The sequence below is a fragment of the Chryseobacterium sp. MIQD13 genome (assembly GCF_050496705.1).
In the GTDB taxonomy this organism is placed as follows: Bacteria; Bacteroidota; Bacteroidia; order Flavobacteriales; family Weeksellaceae; genus Chryseobacterium.
Window position 1 is genome coordinate 360,037 of sequence record NZ_JBNWAF010000003.1, and the last position, 20,067, is coordinate 380,103.

General features: G+C 36.0%; 15 protein-coding genes. 12 read left to right on the plus strand and 3 right to left on the minus strand.

Annotated features, from left to right (window positions below; translation table 11 throughout):
* Positions 1-22 precede the first annotated feature (22 nt).
* The 12 genes from tssR (at position 23) to polA (ending at position 17,443) form a co-directional block, all read left to right on the plus strand.
* Positions 23-2,422: a type VI secretion system protein TssR domain-containing protein gene (tssR, locus tag ACQWU4_RS14040; protein ID WP_429936375.1), complete on the plus strand. Its 2,400-nt coding sequence runs from the start codon at positions 23-25 to the stop codon at positions 2,420-2,422.
* A 752-nt stretch (positions 2,423-3,174) separates the two neighbouring features.
* Positions 3,175-5,670 (plus strand): ATP-dependent Clp protease ATP-binding subunit, encoded by a 2,496-nt coding sequence (locus ACQWU4_RS14045; RefSeq protein ID WP_429936376.1) that lies wholly within the window; start codon positions 3,175-3,177, stop codon positions 5,668-5,670.
* A gap of 73 nt (positions 5,671-5,743) precedes the next feature.
* Complete coding sequence (locus tag ACQWU4_RS14050) at positions 5,744-6,616, plus strand: lytic transglycosylase domain-containing protein (protein ID WP_429936377.1); 873 nt, start codon at positions 5,744-5,746, stop codon at positions 6,614-6,616.
* 348 nt (positions 6,617-6,964) lie between these two features.
* Complete coding sequence (tssD, locus tag ACQWU4_RS14055; protein ID WP_429936378.1) at positions 6,965-7,375, plus strand: type VI secretion system tube protein TssD; 411 nt, start codon at positions 6,965-6,967, stop codon at positions 7,373-7,375.
* 199 nt (positions 7,376-7,574) lie between these two features.
* On the plus strand, positions 7,575-9,749 hold the full coding sequence (locus ACQWU4_RS14060; RefSeq protein ID WP_429936379.1) for a type VI secretion system Vgr family protein: 2,175 nt from the start codon (positions 7,575-7,577) through the stop codon (positions 9,747-9,749).
* 1 nt (position 9,750) lies between these two features.
* The gene (locus tag ACQWU4_RS14065; RefSeq protein ID WP_429936380.1) at positions 9,751-10,806 is read left to right on the plus strand and encodes a hypothetical protein; all 1,056 of its coding nucleotides are present in this window, start codon (positions 9,751-9,753) and stop codon (positions 10,804-10,806) included.
* Positions 10,807-10,814: 8 nt separating this feature from the next.
* Entirely contained in the window at positions 10,815-12,131 is a 1,317-nt protein-coding gene (locus ACQWU4_RS14070) for a PAAR-like protein (protein WP_429936381.1), read from the plus strand.
* Positions 12,132-12,146: 15 nt separating this feature from the next.
* On the plus strand, positions 12,147-12,710 hold the full coding sequence (locus tag ACQWU4_RS14075) for a hypothetical protein (protein ID WP_429936382.1): 564 nt from the start codon (positions 12,147-12,149) through the stop codon (positions 12,708-12,710).
* A gap of 24 nt (positions 12,711-12,734) precedes the next feature.
* Positions 12,735-13,190 carry a tetratricopeptide repeat protein gene (locus ACQWU4_RS14080; RefSeq protein ID WP_429936383.1) on the plus strand — a complete coding sequence of 152 codons (456 nt, stop codon included), beginning with the start codon at positions 12,735-12,737 and terminating at the stop codon, positions 13,188-13,190.
* A 336-nt stretch (positions 13,191-13,526) separates the two neighbouring features.
* Positions 13,527-13,682 carry a hypothetical protein gene (locus tag ACQWU4_RS14085; protein ID WP_429936384.1) on the plus strand — a complete coding sequence of 52 codons (156 nt, stop codon included), beginning with the start codon at positions 13,527-13,529 and terminating at the stop codon, positions 13,680-13,682.
* Positions 13,683-14,013: 331 nt separating this feature from the next.
* A complete protein-coding gene (gene tssD / locus ACQWU4_RS14090; RefSeq protein WP_429936385.1) occupies positions 14,014-14,424 on the plus strand; it encodes a type VI secretion system tube protein TssD in 411 nt (136 codons plus the stop codon).
* Between the two features lie 184 nt (positions 14,425-14,608).
* On the plus strand, positions 14,609-17,443 hold the full coding sequence (gene polA, locus ACQWU4_RS14095; RefSeq protein WP_429936386.1) for a DNA polymerase I: 2,835 nt from the start codon (positions 14,609-14,611) through the stop codon (positions 17,441-17,443).
* 358 nt (positions 17,444-17,801) lie between these two features.
* On the opposite strand, the gene ACQWU4_RS14100 is transcribed toward polA, so the two are convergent.
* From ACQWU4_RS14100 to ACQWU4_RS14110, 3 genes are all read right to left on the minus strand, one after another.
* A complete protein-coding gene (locus tag ACQWU4_RS14100; protein WP_429936387.1) occupies positions 17,802-18,380 on the minus strand; it encodes a hypothetical protein in 579 nt (192 codons plus the stop codon).
* Between the two features lie 125 nt (positions 18,381-18,505).
* A complete protein-coding gene (locus ACQWU4_RS14105; RefSeq protein WP_429936388.1) occupies positions 18,506-19,228 on the minus strand; it encodes a hypothetical protein in 723 nt (240 codons plus the stop codon).
* A 49-nt stretch (positions 19,229-19,277) separates the two neighbouring features.
* Positions 19,278-19,994 carry a protein phosphatase 2C domain-containing protein gene (locus ACQWU4_RS14110; RefSeq protein ID WP_429936389.1) on the minus strand — a complete coding sequence of 239 codons (717 nt, stop codon included), beginning with the start codon at positions 19,992-19,994 and terminating at the stop codon, positions 19,278-19,280.
* Between the last annotated feature and the right edge of the window lie 73 nt (positions 19,995-20,067).

The following is a 20,067-nucleotide window of genomic DNA, read 5'->3' on the forward strand; positions in this document are numbered from 1 at the left end:
CCAATCATAAAAATAAAATAGCATGAAGAATAAATTTCCTCTAGCAGCATATTATATAGGGTTATCAGTATTACTGGCAAGCTGTCAGGTAAAGCTGCCCTCAAAAAGAACCCCTGAGCCGTCACAATACGGGCAGGTAGATAATTCGCCGGTAGTGAACGGCTATCCTAAAAAATCAGTCCCATGGATCGTTATTTCAGACAGATCCAGAAATACGGCTTATCTTGATAAAAGTGACGAAAAGTCTTACAAGGAAGTTAAATTTCTGGAGCCTTTAATGGTTCTGAAACATAGAGACGGAATGGTAAAAGTAGCAGAATACGTTCCGGATGCCTTGATGAAAAAAGTCTCATCAAAATCCATTAAAACCTATGGCTGGATCCCTGAATCTGACCTTCTTCTGTGGAACAATTCTTTAAAAAGCGAAAAAACAGGTTTCCCTGTAAGAGTAGCCGTAGTTCCGAATCACAGTGAAGTGATCCGAAGTGCAGAAAGATATTATAAGAATGATTCCATTATGGTATTCAACTCACCCAGCCTTATAGAAGCTGCGAATGTGAAGATTCCAAACGGACAGATGGTATACGTCTATAAACAGGCGGAAAATAATAAGAGATTCCTGGTAGGTAAGAAACCTTCTATTGATATAGACAGCATTAGCACCAATCTTTACGGATGGGTAAATGCGAATGTAATTTCTGCGTGGGGTGAGCGTTCCGCCGTAAAACTGAAAAACGATACAAAAGTTACAGAAACTACATTAGGAGTGCATGAAGGATATCCGGGAGCATCAGATTCAGAGAGCAGAACAGCGATTCTTCTTACTGACACCAATAAGAGAACTCCTTTAGAGAATATTTACCCCGTAAGCCTTGCATTAAATGAAGCTCCCACACCGGACTCCAAAACAAAATATTTCACCAACATCTTAGATTACAGTAAAAACTATGTATTCAATGTTTTAGGGGAACAAATTGGTTTTGACCGTTACAGGGAGATTACGGAAAAAGACAAAAATATCAACATTGTCTTTGCTTTGGATGTAAGTGCTCCGAATGCTCCTTACGCTCCGATTGTGAAATCCCTTCTTCAGGACCTTCAGCTTAGATTTGAAAAGCCTTCTTATTTCAGTGGAGTAAAATATGGAGTTGTTTTATATAAAAATAATCCTTGTGGAGAAAATGTACTGGTTTCCAATCTAAGCACAGACTATAGCAAAATCACCAAATTCATTGACGAAAAAACCAATGAAATGAACTGTGCGAGCAACAGCGGATATCAGCCGGTAGGTGAGGCGCTTTCTGCTGCTGGAAACCTGCTTTCCAATGTTCCGGATGAAACCAATGTAGTAGTGACTGTGGGTACTTCTGCCAATCAGGACGGGAATATGTATAGTGTGATCAGTTCTCTTACACAGGCTCAGGCCAGACTGATTATGTTCCAGACCAGCGCAAGATCATCCGATACTTACAACGACTTTGTATTAATGGCTGAAAATGTAGTGACCAATACTGCAAAAAATATTGCCGAACTGAAAAAGCAGAAGATCATCAACCAGAGTGATGTTCTTACTAAAAATAACTTCAACCTTGTGGAAGGTGACGATGGATTTTTCTCACTGGACTATCCAAAACAAAGTATGTCCCAGGGATTTGTTATTTTCCCTAAAAAAGGTGACGTAGCAACACCCGGCTACCTGAAAAAATCTGTAGACAGCCTTATTGCTCAGGTAACTTTAGATAATGCAACAATTGACAAATCACTGAATGAATATTTCCATTCTTCAGTAGGTGCAGGAAGAACAGATGTAGATCTTAAATATAAATACCTGTTCCCGGGGCTTACCAACCCTGTTTCTGCAGGAATTGCTGCACAGCTGATCAACTATGGAAATCCGTTCCTTGTAAAAGGCTATATCCCGAAAGAGCTTAAAGATTTCAAACCGGGTATAGAAAAGGGAATCCTTATCTCTGAAACGGAATACGATAACTTAAAGAACTTCTATACTGAAGTGTATCATAAGACTGAACCTGAAAGAGCAGACTTCAACCAATCGAGAGCCGTTAAAGAATATATCAAGCTTCTGAAAAAATATAATCCTACCTTAACATTCCTGGATAAATCTGAATTATATGAAAAGCCAATGGCTTATGCAGTAGGAATAAGTACAGGATTTGATAATTCAGAAGACGAGCTGATGTCAAAATACAAGCTGAAAGGATGGAAAAAATCCAAAATTGTTTTAAAAGAAACGGTAAGAGGATATTTCAAGAACTATAAGCAATTGGCAGAGCATATGCTTTCCCACAGAAATAATCCGGCAGTGAAGATTCAGCAGAACGGGCAAACTTTCTACTGGCTGAATGAGTATTTCATGCCGACCACTCAAACCGTGGACGAGCCGGAATACACAAAACATTAACCATTAATTGTATCATATCAAAGCAGGAGTATAACTTCTGCTTTTTTTATTTATAAAAGACCAAAAACTTTCAGAACTTCAAACCGGAAATAGATGATTTTTTAAACAAGTGGTTCAAAAACTTTCATTTTAGAACCCGATTTTGAACTCCAAAAACGATCTATTTCTCATTTAAGTGTAAAATCTCTCGATTTTTGTACATATCCCTATAACTGCAAACCCTTTTCTATTGATCTCTGAGAAGGATTTTTAAATCAAAAGTCGTAGAATTACTACAAAATGTGAAATTTATATCGAAATACTTTTGAAATAGAAATAAGCGTTCTATATTTGTTAAACAATCACACCACATCACAAAATATTAATAGTGAATAAAATTTACAATTATGACGGAAAATTCAAAGAATCATAATATTCAATGACGGGGAATTACAAAGTTATTGGGGCTGGAATACAGCGATGATCTGCGAATTGGAAGCATCTGACAAAGACACACTATTACACATCAACATTCATAAAAAAAGATCGTCCCCAAAGGCGGTCTTTTTTGCTTGAAACTTTAAGATTAAAAAACATTTGATGCCATCAGACAGAAACTTATTACTTCTCTAATCAAAGAATTAACTATCTTTACCCTACACACATTTTACATAAAAAAGATATATTTGTAAAAAGACATACTTTGACAGATTTCACCAAATAATCTGATACAACTAAAAGAAACACAAACATATTAATATTAAAAAATTATAATGGGAGTACTAGTAACCAACGAAACAGTAAAACAGCTATTTCATATTGCTCAGTCGATAGCGAAAGAAAATTATAATGCCACATATGGCGGTCCGCATATCCTGCAGGCTTTAATGCATAAAGATATCGGCCTCAGCGAATTCCTTAAAAGCATTGATAAAGATCCCGGCTACTTTTATGAATGGGCAGATGTCCGCATTGAAGAATATCCGAAGACAGCCCATCTCCCGGATGATGTACGCCCCGATGATGTTGTGGATACCCTTACAGAAGAAGCAGATGATATCCGGCTGAAACTTGGGCTGGATGAGATCACACCTATATGTATCCTTACCGCTATTGTAAAGCCTGAAGTTGTTTTTGCATTACAGCAGCTGAAATCACTTCCGCTTAGAGAGCATGAGATCTTCAATTTGTATAGAAAAGATACTCCTTTTGCAGTATCGGCAGACGGAGATTTTGCTTCACTTTTTTCAAACGGATCAGATTATACAGATTCATCATTTCCGTCCATTAAAAGTTATTGTGTAGACAGAACAGCACAAGCCAGAAAAGGGGATCTTGAAAACATCATAGGAAGAGATAAAGAACTCAGAATGCTTGTTGAGATCCTTTGCCGTAGAAGCAAACCGAATGTTATTATCATCGGTGAACCCGGTGTAGGAAAAACAGCTTTGGTAGAAGGTTTTGCCATAGAGATCACCAAAGGAAACGTTCCTGAAATGCTTAAAAATGCAACCCTGTTGGAACTGGATACAGGAGCATTACTTGCAGGAACATCCTATAAAGGCGAAATTGAAGACCGCCTGAAAAAAGTAATCAACGAATGTAAGAAAATTGAAAAGGCCGTTCTTTTCATAGATGAAATTCATACCCTTTTAGATCCGAAAGGAAGCATCGGAAATGTAGCGAATCTTCTTAAGCCTGAACTGGCAAGAGGTGAAATTACAGTTATTGGTGCTACAACACAGGAAGAATACAGGAAAATAATCGAGCCTGAGCAGGCTTTTAACCGCCGTTTTGAAGTTCTGACCGTTAATGAACCGGATGAACAGACGTGTGTAAAAATGATTGACGTACTTCTTGACGGTTACAAAAAACATCACGGCATTGAAGTGGAAAAAACATCTATTCCAGAATGTGTACGTTTAGCAAAAAGATATGCAAAAGGCAAAAAACTGCCGGATGCAGCGATTGACCTGTTAGACCGTACCATGGCTGCTATAAAAATGCTGGATGAACTTTCAGAAAAAGAACTGGCAAGCTGGAAAGAAACTTACGAAGCTATTTTAAAAGAAGAATTTACAGATAGCAAAGACCAGGCGAACGAACTGATCTGGAATTATAATCTTCTGAGAGATAAGATAAGCCCGATTCTTTGGGGATCATTAAATGAACAGCCGGTTATAGACAATTCTATGCCTGTTGACCAGATTCACAAGATCATTGATGATACCTATGCAGAGCTTTTACAGCATGCAGCCAAAAAAAGAGAGAAAGTAGACCGTTTGGAACTGGCGGCAGTAATGGCGGCAAAAACCAATATCCCAATTGGGAAAATCCAGGCTCAGGAAAAAGAAAAGCTCCTGAATATGGAATCCCTTTTACTAAACAGGGTAGTAGGACAGGATCATGCCTTAAAAATCCTTTCAGATGCCATTGTTGAAAACCGAAGCGGATTGAACAAACCGGGACAGCCAATCGGATCATTTTTCCTTCTGGGACCTACCGGGACAGGGAAAACCGAGCTGGCAAAATCTATGGCAGAACTTCTTTTCAATGATGAAAAAGCTATGGTACGTTTTGATATGTCCGAATTTAAAGAAGAACATTCTGCGGCATTATTGTATGGTGCGCCTCCGGGTTATGTTGGTTATGAAGAAGGGGGAATGCTGGTTAATAAGATCAGACAGCAGCCGTATACCGTTGTTTTGTTTGATGAAATTGAAAAAGCTCACCATTCCGTTTTTGATGTATTCCTGCAGATTATGGATGAAGGAAAAGTTCATGATAAACTTGGAAAAGAAGGTGATTTCAGTAACGCTCTGATATTATTTACATCAAATATCGGAAGCGAAGAGATTGTAAAACAGTTTGAAGAAGGAAAAGTTCCGGAATCTTCCTCACTGATGCAGATTATGTCCAATTCAGGAAGATTCAGGCCGGAGTTTTTAGCCAGGATTACAGAGATTATTCCTTTTGCGCCGATTACAGAATCTATTGCAGAAAGAATTTTCAATATCCAGCTGAAGTCCCTGCATACTTCACTGACAAGATTGGGAATGACCTTAAAGATCAGTGATGAAGCGGTGAAAAACCTTGCATTGGGAGGATTCAGCAGCAAGTACGGAGCAAGACAGATCTCAGGAGTGATCCGCGCACAGCTGGCAAGACCGATTTCTAAAATGATTGTAAGAGAGGAAGTGAAATCCGGCCAGACCATTTATGTAGACTGGAATAACGAAGAGGAAAAATTAAGCTGGAAAGTAGATTAATTATAAAACAGAAAGGCTTATTGGCAGATTTGCTTGTAAGTCCTTTTGTCTTTTAGCCATAAAACATATTAAAATGAAAACCGCATTCAAGAATATCTTTACAGCACTGATGCTTACAGGGACTTTTTTAATGATGAACGGACAATTTCTTACAGCTTCCGATACTTCAGAAAGCAGCGTAAGAAAATATACCAATATTATAAATGCCAATAAAGAAATCGTTGAATTCATCGAATATTCACTGGTACAGAAAGGTTTACCCAAGCATTTGAGAAATCTTGCCCTGATTGAATCTCATTTCAACAGAAATATAACTTCGGGAGCAGGAGCAGTGGGAATATGGCAGTTTATGGCTGCACATGCCAATCAGTATGGTCTTACGGAGCAGAACCGTACAGATGTATATAAAAGTACGAAGACAGCAGTTGTTTCCCTGGGAAATCTTTACAGAAAGTATGGTGACTGGATCACTGTTGTTGCAGCGTATAACTGTGGTGAAGGAAATATTGCCAAAGCCATGCAGAGTGCAGGCTCCACACAATATCATGTTTTTTCCAAATATCTCCCGGCAGAAACGATCAATCATGTAAAAAAATACCTGAACGCATGCTATGCAACAGGTGAGTTGGAAAGTGTCTTGAGCAACTATAATTCTTCAAGGCTCAATAAAGTTTTCTTTACAGAAGGTGGGAGTGGGAGAAATAATGCTGCGCCTCTTCAGGAAACGGAAATCAATGCAGGATTCAATCTGGATGTTATTGCCGATGAACTCGATGTGGAAATGAATGAAATCCTTGCCTGGAATCCTGGAATCCTGGATGAATTGCAGAAAAAAGGAGAAAGCATGTTCTATCTTCCTACCGATATTATGCCGGATTTCCTACTTAAAAAGAATAAAATTCTTTCCCGATCCATAAAAGAAGGGAGCCGGGTACAACAGCAATAAACTTTTTTATATAATTCTTAAAACCGTCACTTTTAGCGACGGTTTTTTTATAATGATTAATGATTGTTAAAACCATTATAATTATTCTTAAAAAGTCTTAATATTTCTCTTCTTAGTGTAAAAATGTATTTAAAAGTACAGCTTTGATTTAAATTTAATTAATTGAAAACCAGTTGATTGAAATGTGTTTTTAAATCTAATATCGTAGAATTACTACATGAAGTCGTAGAATTACTACAAAATTTCAAATTTATATTCAAAAGCTTTTTTAACAAATTTTGACGTTATATATTTGTTACGTAATCAATCACCAAATCACAAAATATTAACGATTAAAATTTACAAATCATGGCAGCAAATTCAAGAGGAATCTTAAAATTCAACAACGGAGAAGGTCAGAAATTATTAAAGCTTAACTATAGCGTATCCAGATCTACAGACGTTTCAGGACGTGTAGCATCAGATCCATCAAATGCTCTTATCAAAGTAACAGTAGAAGCTACTGAAAAGTCTGACATCCTTGAAAGCTTACTGAACGGGAAATACAAGCCTACAACAGGTGAAGTTACTTTCAATAAATCTCACGAAGAAGGTACATTAACTACTTTAAAGTGGGAAAACGGATATGTAATTCAGCACGAAGTAGACTTCGATGCCGTAGACGAAAACAGTATGCTGATCAGTTTTGTGGTAAGCGCAGAAGTTATCACTCTTGGTAACTCTGAGTACCGCGGAATGTGGCCTTCATCAGGTCATTAATCCTGAACAATCACCTCAATAAAAATAAATTGGTACAGAATAGTGTATTCGTAAGAGTATACTATTCTGTTTTTGCCATTTCGGGCAGTATAAATTAACTTTTTTCCATGCCTGAGTTTTTATAGGGAATATTCTTTTCCACATGATTATAGCGTTGGAAAGCATTCAATTGTATTATTTAATTAAAAAAACACACATTATGTTTAAGGATGATCAATCGATAAAAGTACAAAGCCCTAAAAGCAGCATACAAGATGCAGCAGGAGAGCAGCTGAAAAATGCTGAAAATATAGCTGTACAAAAAGTAGATGATAAGCTTCATAAAGCAGATGAAGCAATTAAGAAATCTGCAAAAAAGGCTCAGGAAGTTTATTCCGGTGCCTCCCAGGGCTCCAAAATGTTCATGAATCAGACCTTTGTACCTAACAATCCATCTGTGATTGAAAATAAAGTATGGTCAAAGCAGCCTACATCCAAGATACATAACGCACAGGCGATTCCGGAAAGCATTATTGCAGGAATCAACCGTGTTGTCATGCTGGACATTGTGATAGAGGGGCAGATTATCAGGCATTTCAAACATTTTAAACTGGTTCAGAGCGCTTCAAAGCACCATGAATTTAGGCTGATGTTGGCTTATGATACTTTAGGCAGTGCAGAAAATCATAATCTGCAGGAAGCCCAGAACTTTTTAGGAAAAAGAATCACAGTAATATTTAAATATAAAGATATAGAACAGGGTCCTGAGCGTAATTTCGTCGGCGTTATTACAGAAGTAGGTTTCAGCCAGGAAAAAGGAAGCTTAGGAAATATTGTTCTTAAAGGTTTCAGTCCGACAGTGCTGCTGGATGCGGCACCTCACATTCAAAGTTTCGGAGGAGGGCAGGAAGTAAGCCTGAACAGTATTGCTGATCATGTGATAAAAGAAGGTCTGGGACAAAATAAATTCGATTTCAGGGTAGATGCCCAGCACGGAAATGTTCCTTACAGCTCTCAGTACGAAGAAACCCATTATAATTATCTGGCAAGGATTGCCGAAGCATACGGCGAACAATTTTATTATGATGGTGAAGTTTTACATTTCGGTAAACTTCCGCCACAGGAAAAACCTGTTAAGCTTACCTATGGAAGCAGTGTAAGTGATATTGCTATCACAATGAAAGCTCAACATGTAAGCCCGAGTTTTTATGGTTATAACAGCAGTAAAAATGAGAGACTGACTACAGGAAGCTCAAAAATTAGCCATACTTCAGATATTGCCAAGCGTGCTTACGAAATATCGGAAAAAACCTTTAAAACCCCTTCTCTACGGGTTGCTCCTATAAAAGCCACATCATTTATGGATATTGATGCATCTCAGAAAGGGACAGCAGGAAGTAAAGCATCTGAGGTTTTCATAACTTCAGGGTCTACAACGGTTCCGTTCTTATATCCGGGATGTACAGCAGATATTGAAATGCGTAAAGCAGATACCAATGATACCTCTTATTTTACAAAATTAATGATCATAGGGGTTACCCATGAAGTAGACGGCAGAGGTTATTATGATGGCTCTTTTGAAGCCATTGCAGCAGATACAGGATTTATTCCCCGTCCGGAATTTGAAAACCCGAAAGCAGAACCACAGTTTGCCAAAGTTATTTCCAATACAGATCCTATGAATCAGGGAAGAGTGAAAGTACAGTTTGACTGGCAGGGAGGGCAGGATACTACGGAATTTATCCGCGTGATGTCTCCGGATGCAGGAAGTAGTGATAAAGTAAGCAAAAACCGTGGTTTCATGTCTGTTCCGGAAGTAAATGACCAGGTAATTGTAAATTTTGTTCATCAGCATCCGGACCGTCCTTTTGTGATGGGAGGTATGTTTCATGGAGGCGTTGGTGCAGGCGGAGGTGCTGGGAATAATGTCATGAGCCTAAGCAGCAAAAGTGGGAATATCATTCAGTTTCATGATGGATGCGGAATTGAAATTAAAGATAGAAGCGGAAATCATGTTACACTAAGCGGTACAGGAGATATTAAGACAGATGTTAGTAATGACAGTACGGAAAATATTGGGAATAATCAGACTGTTAATGTAAGCACAAACAGTACGATTAACGTAGGCAAAGGAAAGTCTAAAATAACAATGGATAATGCTGGGAAAATCAATATTACAAGTGCTGCAGAGATAAAGCTTGAGACTGGAGGTAGTTCAATTACGATGGATAAAAGTGGAAATATTACAATAAAAGGAACTAATATTACAATAGAAGGTACTAACACTAAAGTTATCGGAAGCTCACTTGCCCAAATTGGTAAAAAAGAGGCAGATCCGGGAATATCTGTTGATGGTAATGTAACAATCAAAGGAGGAAAAATAATTGAAAATTAATATGAAGTTCAATTTGTATACAATTCAATTAAAAGAAAAGGATAGTATTTCTGATATAGCAATAGATCTTGGAATAGATTTAAAGATTCTCATAGAATATCATAATGCCAGTTCACAACCACATGAATGGATTAGAAAAGATTTGACGGTTGCACCATGGGTCAAAGAATTGATTATTCCAGATACTGCCGAAAATTTAAGAAATTTAAAAAAACAGAGGGAGTCTCCAAATATTGTTAATTTAGTTCATAAAGAGTTAGAAACAAGATATACAATTCTACAAAAGATTGATATGAAAGTTTCTGGAAGCAGCATGATTGATTCTGAAACCGAAATTGTCTGGGAATTTAAAAAATCAAGAAAAAAAGATTTTTTTAATGGTAATGTTAAACAAACATCCCATAAAATAAAATATATTAAATCAATGTATCGTCAATTGACTGAATATATGCAGAGGTTTAATAAACCTATTGAAAATCTTGTAGTAGAATTAACTCCTCAAGGATCAGTAAAAACAATTTCTAACCAATCGGAAATAGAATCAGAATGGAAAAACCTTAGAAAGGAATTACAATCTGAGATGGGCGATACATTAGAAGAAAAAAATATGTTGGAAGGAGGAGATAAAGATTTTAGTGATACTTTACCGCTTATAAAAAATAATATTCTTTATAATTTATTTTTTAATGAAGTATTCCAGGAATATAATAATGTGGGAGAATTTGTTCAATTAGGGCAACAAAAATATAACTCCCAGATTTTTAATAATGAAAAAGTGAATATTACAATAAAAAGAAAAATAGAAAAGGAAGGTAATATTGCTAAGCTAAAATTTTATTCTGAATCTCAATCTGATAAAAATGAGCATTTAAGAGAGCTTTATAACACTAAATTAAGAGAGTTTTTGAAAGAAGATTATGGTTATCTGCTTACCTGGTCTTTAGAATATCATTATGATATTGAAAAAGGTAAAATGCTATTCTGTCATTCTAAGATTAAAGAACAGGCAAGCAACAGTTATAGTCATTTAATGGAACATATTATAAATCCCACATAAATAAAATAATGAGTAAATTATATGTACCTGACGGAGCATGGTTAGTCTGCTCGGATGGAATGAAAAAACAGCAGATAAAAGTTACAAGCCAAAGTACAGTAACTATTGCTGGAGGCTATCTTAAAGCTACAACAGATGATCGTCCCGGGGGAAACTTTATGTGCGCAAAAATGGTAATTGGAGGAGCGATACTGGGAGCAGCAATTGCTGCGGTATTAGTAGCAGGTTCTATAGTTACAGGTGGGGCTTTGGCTGTTGCTGCAGGAGCTGCTATTGGTGCAGGAGTTGGCTTAAGGGCGGCAATGTTGCCGTCGATTTGTGGTATGCTATTAAAAGATTGGACACCCTATGATAAAGATGTTCTGACGGTGGGAAAACACCCTCTATTAGAAAACTCAATGATACCATGCCGTTTAGGAGGAAATGTTATGATTTTATATTCGGAAAAAGCAGCCGATGAATTTACGGATAAAGTTATAGCAGAAACAGTATTAACAGTTGGGGCTATTATTTGTGTTTCTTATCTTGCTACAGCTCTAGCTACTGCTATTGTGAGTGGAGTGGGTACAGTAATATTAACGGGTTTAGAGTATGGTATAACTTCTGCAGTTGTACAAGGAAGTAGTATGGCAGGTATTTTCATAATGTCATATGGGGTAAATGCTGGATATGATTGGGTTAAAGATTATACCGGCTTTGAAAACTATGTGACAGGTGAAGCCTATGGCCTGAATAACATGCAAGAAAATGTAGAAATGGTAGAAGCTACAGATAAATTATATGGGGCTGCATCTGATGGATTGGGAGCAGGTAAAGATATTGCAAATGGACAGATTTCAGGATATGGCAGCACAACTGCAAGTAATTCTACATTGTCTCAAAATAGAGTGTTTATTGCCGATAATGCCGGGAATGTTACTCCTCCCGGCACTACAGTTACAAATTCAACAATTTCTGCTAATAATCAATTGCCTAACTCCAGTATTGGTGCAAGCAGGATAGAGGTCAGTCAAACAAATTCCAGTATTAGAATCACTCCGAACACTACCACAGCCTCTACTACAAATGTGACGTCTGTTTATGGGACCCAATATAACAACTCTTTGAGAAGCAATATGTCAACCGGAGTTAAAGAAACCTTTGGAGGTGGTCGTTTAAGAATAAATGGCTTATTGAAAGGACTGGGGATCAATTTAGGTATTGATATATTCAGAGCTACAGCAAATTGGGCTTTAGCTTCTCAAATAAAAGATTTAAATAGCGCCATGCTTAATGAAGAAGCTGCGGCACGGGCTAAGATAACTGTATTGGCAGGAAAAGATTAATAAAAACAAGTATACATGAAAAATATCCTTTTTGCATTAATTCTTATATTTCCATTAATTGTTACCCTTTTATGTGTTTCCAAAGTACGTGATATTAGTTCTAAACTTCAATATATCAGTGAGAAACCAATTGCAAAGGAAAATAGTAAGGTAAAACTCTACATTGATAAACATGCAAGTAAAAGACGAATTTATTTTTTTGTAAAAAAAGATTCTGAAATAATACAGTATAAAAGAAATTATAGAGGACTGATTACTAGTTGGAATGTTGTCTCAAAAAACAAAGATTTTGTATATGAAAACCAACTTTCATTTTATACAAATTTGAGTAAGCCAGATGATGATAATGAAGTCCCTTTTTTTAGTCTGAATAATGAAAAAAAGAATTTTGATTATTATTCAGATATATTTCAATATGTAAAAGAGAATTACTTTTTTTACTTATTAGTTATTTGTTTAATTTATGTAGTTGGATCCGGCTGGATTTTAGATTATCTGGGTGGCGTTACACAATACAAAACTATGGGGATCCTATTTTTTTTTGATGTACTTTATCTCGTCATTTTACTTTTCTGGTAATTCAAACTGATTATTCAACATATTATGAAGAAGATATTACAAATTATTATCCTGATTATAGCTTTATTATTGCTGGGTGTTATTATAAAATATAAGTTATTTACTGATAATGACACTAAATTTTATAAAGATGGATGGACAGCCTACGAAAATAAGCAATATGATTTGACTATTTTTTATCTTAATCATGTGGATAAAAATAAGTTTCCTGATGTATTAGCTCCATTGGGCTTTTCTTATTTTGAGAAACAAGATTTTGAGAATGCGATAATAAATTTACAAGAGGCTCACAACAAGAGGATAGGTGAAAAAGAAGGGTATTATGATAAAATATCCAATACTCTTGGGATATGTTATATGGAAAAGGGAGACCTCAACAAAGCAAAGTTGTTTTTACAAGAAGCGCAGAAATCAGGAAATCCAGATAGTAGAAGAAATCTGCAGATCTTGGACTCTTTAGAACATATCCGTACAAAGTAAAAGGTCATTTCAAGCTATAAAACTACTATGCTAAAAAGTAAGGTTTTTGAAATTTTACTTGTTGTTTATTTATTTTTAGGAATCTTAATATTATGAGAAAACTAATTGCTGTATTAGGAGTTTTAGTATTACTTGCCGGAATGGCTTATCTATTTTTATTTAAGAAAGGGAACGATAATTTTTTTTGACCGGGGAGTAGAATATTATGGGCAGAAAAATATAATGAAGCTCTGTTTTATTTTGAAAAATCTGAACAATTAGACAATGCTGAAGCACTAAAGTATTCAGGAACAATATATCTGGAAACCAATGAACCTCAGAAAGCCGTTGCTAAATTTGAAAAAATATATAAATAAAATTGGTTTGAATGATAAAGATTCAAAATTTGCACTCAATGATTTAGGAGTTGCTTATTTTAAACTTAATGATATAGAAAATGCTAAAATATTGGAAAGAAGCAGCAAATTTAGGAAATACAACAAGCTTGAATAATTTAAAAGAATTAGAAACCAAAATGAAATAATTGTTGTTTGTTTAAACAAGTATAAAGAAAGACCTAAAAGGTCTTTTTTATTTAATATTTCCCTTTAAAGTGTAAAATAATATGCATTTTACTTCATTATATATGTGTTAAACCTTTACCAATAAGCATTTTCTGCATTATGTTAAATCAAAAGTCGTAGAATTACTACATCAAATCGTAGAATTACTACAATATTTCAGATTTGCATTCAAAAACTTTTTCTTTACCTGTGTCGGGGCTATCTTTGCTCTGTAATCAATCACTATTCACACAATATATAACAATTAAAATTCACCAATCATGGCAGCAAATTCAAGAGGAATCTTAAAATTCAACAACGGAGAAGGTCAGAAATTATTAAAGCTTAACTATAGCGTATCCAGATCTACAGACGTTTCAGGACGTGTAGCATCAGATCCGTCAAATGCTCTTATCAAAGTAACAGTAGAAGCTACTGAAAAATCTGATATTTTAGAAAGCTTACTGAATGGAAAATATAAGCCTACAACAGGGGAAGTTACTTTCAATAAATCTCACGAAGAAGGTACGTTAACTACTTTGAAGTGGGAAAACGGATATGTAATTCAGCACGAAGTAGACTTTGATGCAGTAGACAGTAACAGTATGCTGATCAGTTTCGTAATCAGCGCAGAAGTTATCACTCTTGGTAACTCTGAGTACCGCGGAATGTGGCCTTCATCAGGTCATTAATAAGACCCAAGTCTTTTAGTAAAAAAATAACAACTGAACAGAATAGCAGAAATGCTGTTCTGTTTTTTTTATGTCATTTCGGAACATTTCAGGAAAATACTTCCCAAAACTTATAACTCATAATTCATTACTTATAACCTATGAAAATATTCCTATTTTCTTATATTTGTTCATTATAGACATTATGGACGCAACACAAGATAAAAGACTCTTTCTCATCGATGCTTATGCGATGATATTCAGAGGATATTACGCATTGATCAGGAATCCCAGGTTAACGAGCAAAGGTTTGGATACTTCTGCTATTTTCGGGTTTACCAATTCCCTGATTGAACTGATCAGAAGAGAAAAGCCAACCCATCTGGCTGTCGTTTTTGACGTAGGGCAGGCAAGTGTAAGAACGGATGACTATTCAGACTACAAAGCCAACAGGAGCGAAACTCCTGAAGCCATTAAAATAGCTGTTCCATATATTCATAGAATTCTGGATGCCATGCATATTCCGATTCTAGGAGTAGAAGGATATGAAGCGGATGATGTGATAGGAACTATTGCCTGCAAAGCAGAAAAAGAAGGCTATACCACTTTCATGGTAACGCCGGATAAAGATTTCGCCCAGTTGGTTACAGATAAAATCAAGATTTATAAACCCGGCCTGAAAGGAGGCGATATAGAAATTCTTGGAGTAGAAGAAGTAAAAGCAAAATACGAAATAGAAGATCCGAAACAGGTCATCGATTTCCTTGCTATGATGGGAGATGCAGTAGATAATATCCCGGGACTGGATGGTGTGGGAGAAAAAACTGCCATGAAATTCCTTAAAGAATTCGGAAATATAGAAACCCTGCTCGCCAATACGGATAAGCTGAAAGGAAAACTTAAAGAAAAAGTAGAAGCTTCAGCAGAACGTGGAATTTTATCCAAAAAATTAGCAACCATTATCTGTGATGCTCCTGTAGAATTCCATCAGGAACAATATGATCTTGACACACCTGACTTTGAGAAAGTAAAAGAAGTTTTTGACGAGATTGAATTCAGGAGATTATATGAAAATCTTTACCGTGCATTTGCCTCTGCCCCTGCGGAAACAATGGTAGTAAGTGAAGTTGAGGTCAAACAGACTCCCGCAAGTACTGAAATAAAAGGACAGGTGATGCAGCTGGATCTGTTTGCCAATTTTGAAGAACTCGATCAGGCAACGTCCACCAAAAGTTCTATTGACCAAAATGATCATCTTTACCAGTTTGTAGATAATCCTAAAGCACAGAAAGTCCTGGTGGATAATTTGTTAAAGCAGAAAGTAGTTTGCTTTGATACAGAAACCACTTCATTGAACGAATTGGAAGCAGAACTTGTTGGGATGAGTTTTTCCTATAAAAAAGGATTAGCTTATTATATCCCTTTATCTGAGGACAAAGGCGAAGTGCTTCAGACGCTGGAAATTTTCAGACCTTTCTTTGAAAAGGAAGATCTTTTGAAAATCGCACACAATTTAAAATTCGATTATAAAATATTAAAACAGTACGATATTACGGTAAAAGGCGCCATGTTTGATACCATGATTGCCCACTATCTGCTGAATCCGGACGGAAGACACGGAATGGATTATCTTTCCGAAGTTTACCTGAATTATAAACCTGTTTCCATCGAAACCATTATCGGGAAAAAAGGAAAAAACCAGGGTACTTTCAGAGATGCAGACCTGAGAACCCAAACTGACTATGCTGCCGAAGATGCTGATGTAACTTTCCAGCTGTATGAGCTGTTTGCACCGCAACTGAAAAAAGAAAACCTGGAAGAACTTTTCTTCAAAATAGAAATGCCTCTGATGGAAGTTCTGGCTAAAATGGAACTGGCCGGAATTTCACTTGATGAAAAATGGCTGGCCCAGGAAAGTATTGATCTTGAAAATGATCTGAGACAGCTGGAAACCAAAATTTTTGAATTTTCAGGAGAAGAATTCAACATGAATTCACCGAAACAGCTTGGAGAAATTCTCTTTGAAAAAATGCAGCTGGATCCAAAAGCAAAGAAAACAAAAACCGGACAGTATGCAACTTCCGAAGATGTTCTTCAAAAGCTGAGCTCAAAGCATGAGATCATTAAACATATTCTGGAATACAGAACCTACCAGAAATTAAAATCCACTTATGTAGATGCACTGCCTTCACAGATTGATAAGCAGGACAAGAGGGTACATACCAATTTCTCCCAGACTACAGCTGCTACAGGGCGTCTGGCAAGTGTAAATCCCAATCTTCAGAACATTCCGATCAGAACACTGCGCGGACAACAGATCAGAGGAGCCTTCGTTTCAGGAGAAGGTAAAAAAATCATCTCTGCCGACTATTCTCAGATTGAGCTTCGTCTGATTGCCGAGATCTCAGGAGAAGAAAATATGATCAAAGCTTTCCAGGATGGTGAAGATATTCACGCATCAACAGCAGCAAAATTATTTAAAATTCCTTTGGAAGAGGTTTCCAAGACTCAGAGAAGTCAGGCCAAGACCGTGAATTTCGGAATTATCTATGGGCAGGGAGCTTTTGCTTTGGCAGAGCAGACCGGACTTTCAAGAACTGAAGCCAAACAGATGATAGAAGCTTATTTTGAAACTTATCCCAAATTAAAGGAGTATATGGCAGAGCAGGTAAGTAAAGCCCGCCAGATAGGATATGTGGAAACAATTTTAGGAAGAAAGCGTCATTTAAAAGATATCAATTCCAATAATTTTGTAGTGAGAGGTCATGCAGAAAGGAATGCTGTAAACGCACCGGTTCAGGGAAGTGCAGCAGATGTTGTAAAACTTGCTATGATCAAAATTGACAATGAGCTTCAAAAACAACAGCTGCAAACCAAGATGCTACTTCAGGTACATGACGAACTTATATTTGAAGCTCCGATAGATGAGATTGAAGCGGCTTCAAAACTAATTAAAACCGAAATGGAAAGTGCTTTAGAAACACAGGTGCCTTTACTGGTAGAAGTGGGAGTCGGGAATAACTGGCTGGAAGCACATTAAGAAAATATTATAGAACAGGAAAGGTGGGTTTTAACTCACCTTTTTTGTGAACAATTACGAAATAATAAGTTATTAAGAAAATCTTCCAAAAGCCTTGAAAATTCAAAATGATTGATCTTAAATATATCATAAACAAAAAGAAGACTAAAAACTTTAGCCTTCCAAAACTTTCTGCATTGGCAGGAAATTTTTTGTAATCATTTTTCACCTCATTGATTTTACCTTCGTCTCGGGTTTTTAAGGTCTGTATTTTAAAAGAATGAATGTTCATTCAGTTCAATACAAGCTAAAGATAAGAACTTTAAACTTCTTATGAAATACTACTTTTGTAGTAATTTTAGAAAAATTATTAATTATTTCACGATTCTTCGTTTGTATCTTTCAGTTTTGTCAGGTTTTCAAGAATATTCGGGACAAATCTTTCAGCAAAACCGGCAAGGAACGACCAGACGAGAAGCTTTGCCAGAGCCGCGGGAATGTAAACGATGTAATAAAACTCATCAGAATTAGGGAATAACGTACCGCCAATCATTTCACCCATAAAGATTAAAGAAAGAATAAAAGCAAAAACCGCCCCTATGGTCTGTATGGAGATTAATTCCTTAATGGTGATCTTATGATTGAAAACACCGGACCTTCTTGCACGGGTGATAAGGCTTACCGCTGCACCAAGTGCACCAAAAGATAAAGCAGAACTGAAAATAGCGACCCTTGTTAACAACTTAAACTGTCTGGATTCCGCATCATTTCTCCAGTCTTTTACGACGATAGTTTTTCCATCCTCATCAATGTTCTGAAAATTTGAATAATGAGGCTGTCCTTTAAGGTATAAAAAGTAAATAAAAGGAAGGCTCAGAATAATGCTGTACAGGATGGCAGTAACGATAAAAGGACTTGTATTTTCCTTTCCTAAAAGTCCGAAATGTAGAGTTTTCATGGTATTGTTGTTTTTAGTTTGTTTTTTGTTGTATTGGCTTTTTCAAACCCGATAAGACAAATTTCAAACAATAACAGCACGATATCAATTACCCTTTTTCGCTACTTTTCAGATGAAGTAAAATTTTATTTCTCATTTACAGACCCGTAAGCTTTCTGTATAACATCATCCGGAGAAGTTTTTTCAAATAAATATCTTTCTTTTCTGAGATGAAATGTTTTTGATTCCGAAGGCATCTCTTCCTGCATGGTATTTATGGTCTCAAGAATCAGTTTTCCCTTCATCGGCTCATAATATAAAGCTGAATGGGATCCTGCCCCCATATTATACGTCTCAATATAGATGAGAATGAGATCTCCGTTCAGGTATTTGAATCTGCTGAACTGATTTCCATAAGGACCGATATCATATAGGTTAATAGATAATTCTCCTTTTTCAATAGAAATATCTTCCGGATCATGTATCTTGTAGCCGGCTTCGTTATATTCATCGGGAAGAACGGTATCTGAGATTTTATCCAGACTGTAAGTTGTATCAGTATTTTTTAACAGGATCATCATTTTTCTACTTGCTAACGTATCTTCTTTTTTCCTGATAACAAGGGCCATGTCAGAAAGTCCATCTTGGTTAAGGTCTCCTTCCGCATCATACTGAATTTCATATCCGTTGGGAACAAGATCAGAAGGTTTTTCGCTTTTGAGGAGGGCCTTATGTTCAGAAACAGAATTATTTACTGTATCCTGTTTTATAATTTTTTCAGGTATCTCATCTTTCTTATCAGTACTGTTTTTATCTTTTTTGCAGGCGTAAAGAAACAGAAGAAGGAGTAGGGGAATAATTTTTTTCAATAGTTTTTGTTTTTTGTGGTTTTTTTGAAATCTAATGATACCTCATAAGCTAATACTTTCGTATTATTCTGATGATTGCAAGATCGTCAGTAGGTTTTAATCCGTAATGATGTTCCAATTTTTTTAATTTTTTATTAAGCATTTCTTCACTATCATCTTGGGATGAATCAATCATCAAATATTCAGTAGCATTAATTGTTTCCGGGGTATTCGTTTTTTTTACCTTTGAAAAGGTTAGAATGCCATCAGTGGAAATAGAAATATCATTCAAATGGTCAAATGAAATTTTTTGATTTTGCTGAATATACCACTGTTCAAAATCTTCATGAAGATGATATGCTAAATAGTCAGGCTTATTGTTTCTATCGAATTCTGTTATTTTGCCATTAACACAGATCACACCGTCTCCAATTGATAGAATAATACCTTTATTCTCTTTAATATTGTAGAGAAGAATAATAAAAGTGGTTAATAATTCTTTTTCATCAAGCATAAGTCGGTTTTTAAGAAAAAATATTTCTTTGAAAAGACTTTGTACAATATCCTTCAGCTCTTCATCCAGACTTTTAATACTGTTATTTTCATAAAGCTCTTGATAACCTTTTTCGACTGCTATTTTTCGTAAAAGTTTTCCCACTAATGTTGAGGAAAAGTGACTATCCATAGCGGTAGAGCAGCCATCCATTACAGCACATATAATTTTATCAGAGCTAATTTTTTTAGTTATTAAATAATCTTCACAGTGATGGGTATGATAATCTCCCATCTGAGAGGTAGAATAAATGTTCATTTAACTGTAAAAATAGATTAAATTTGAGAAATTAAAAGAAATTTATATT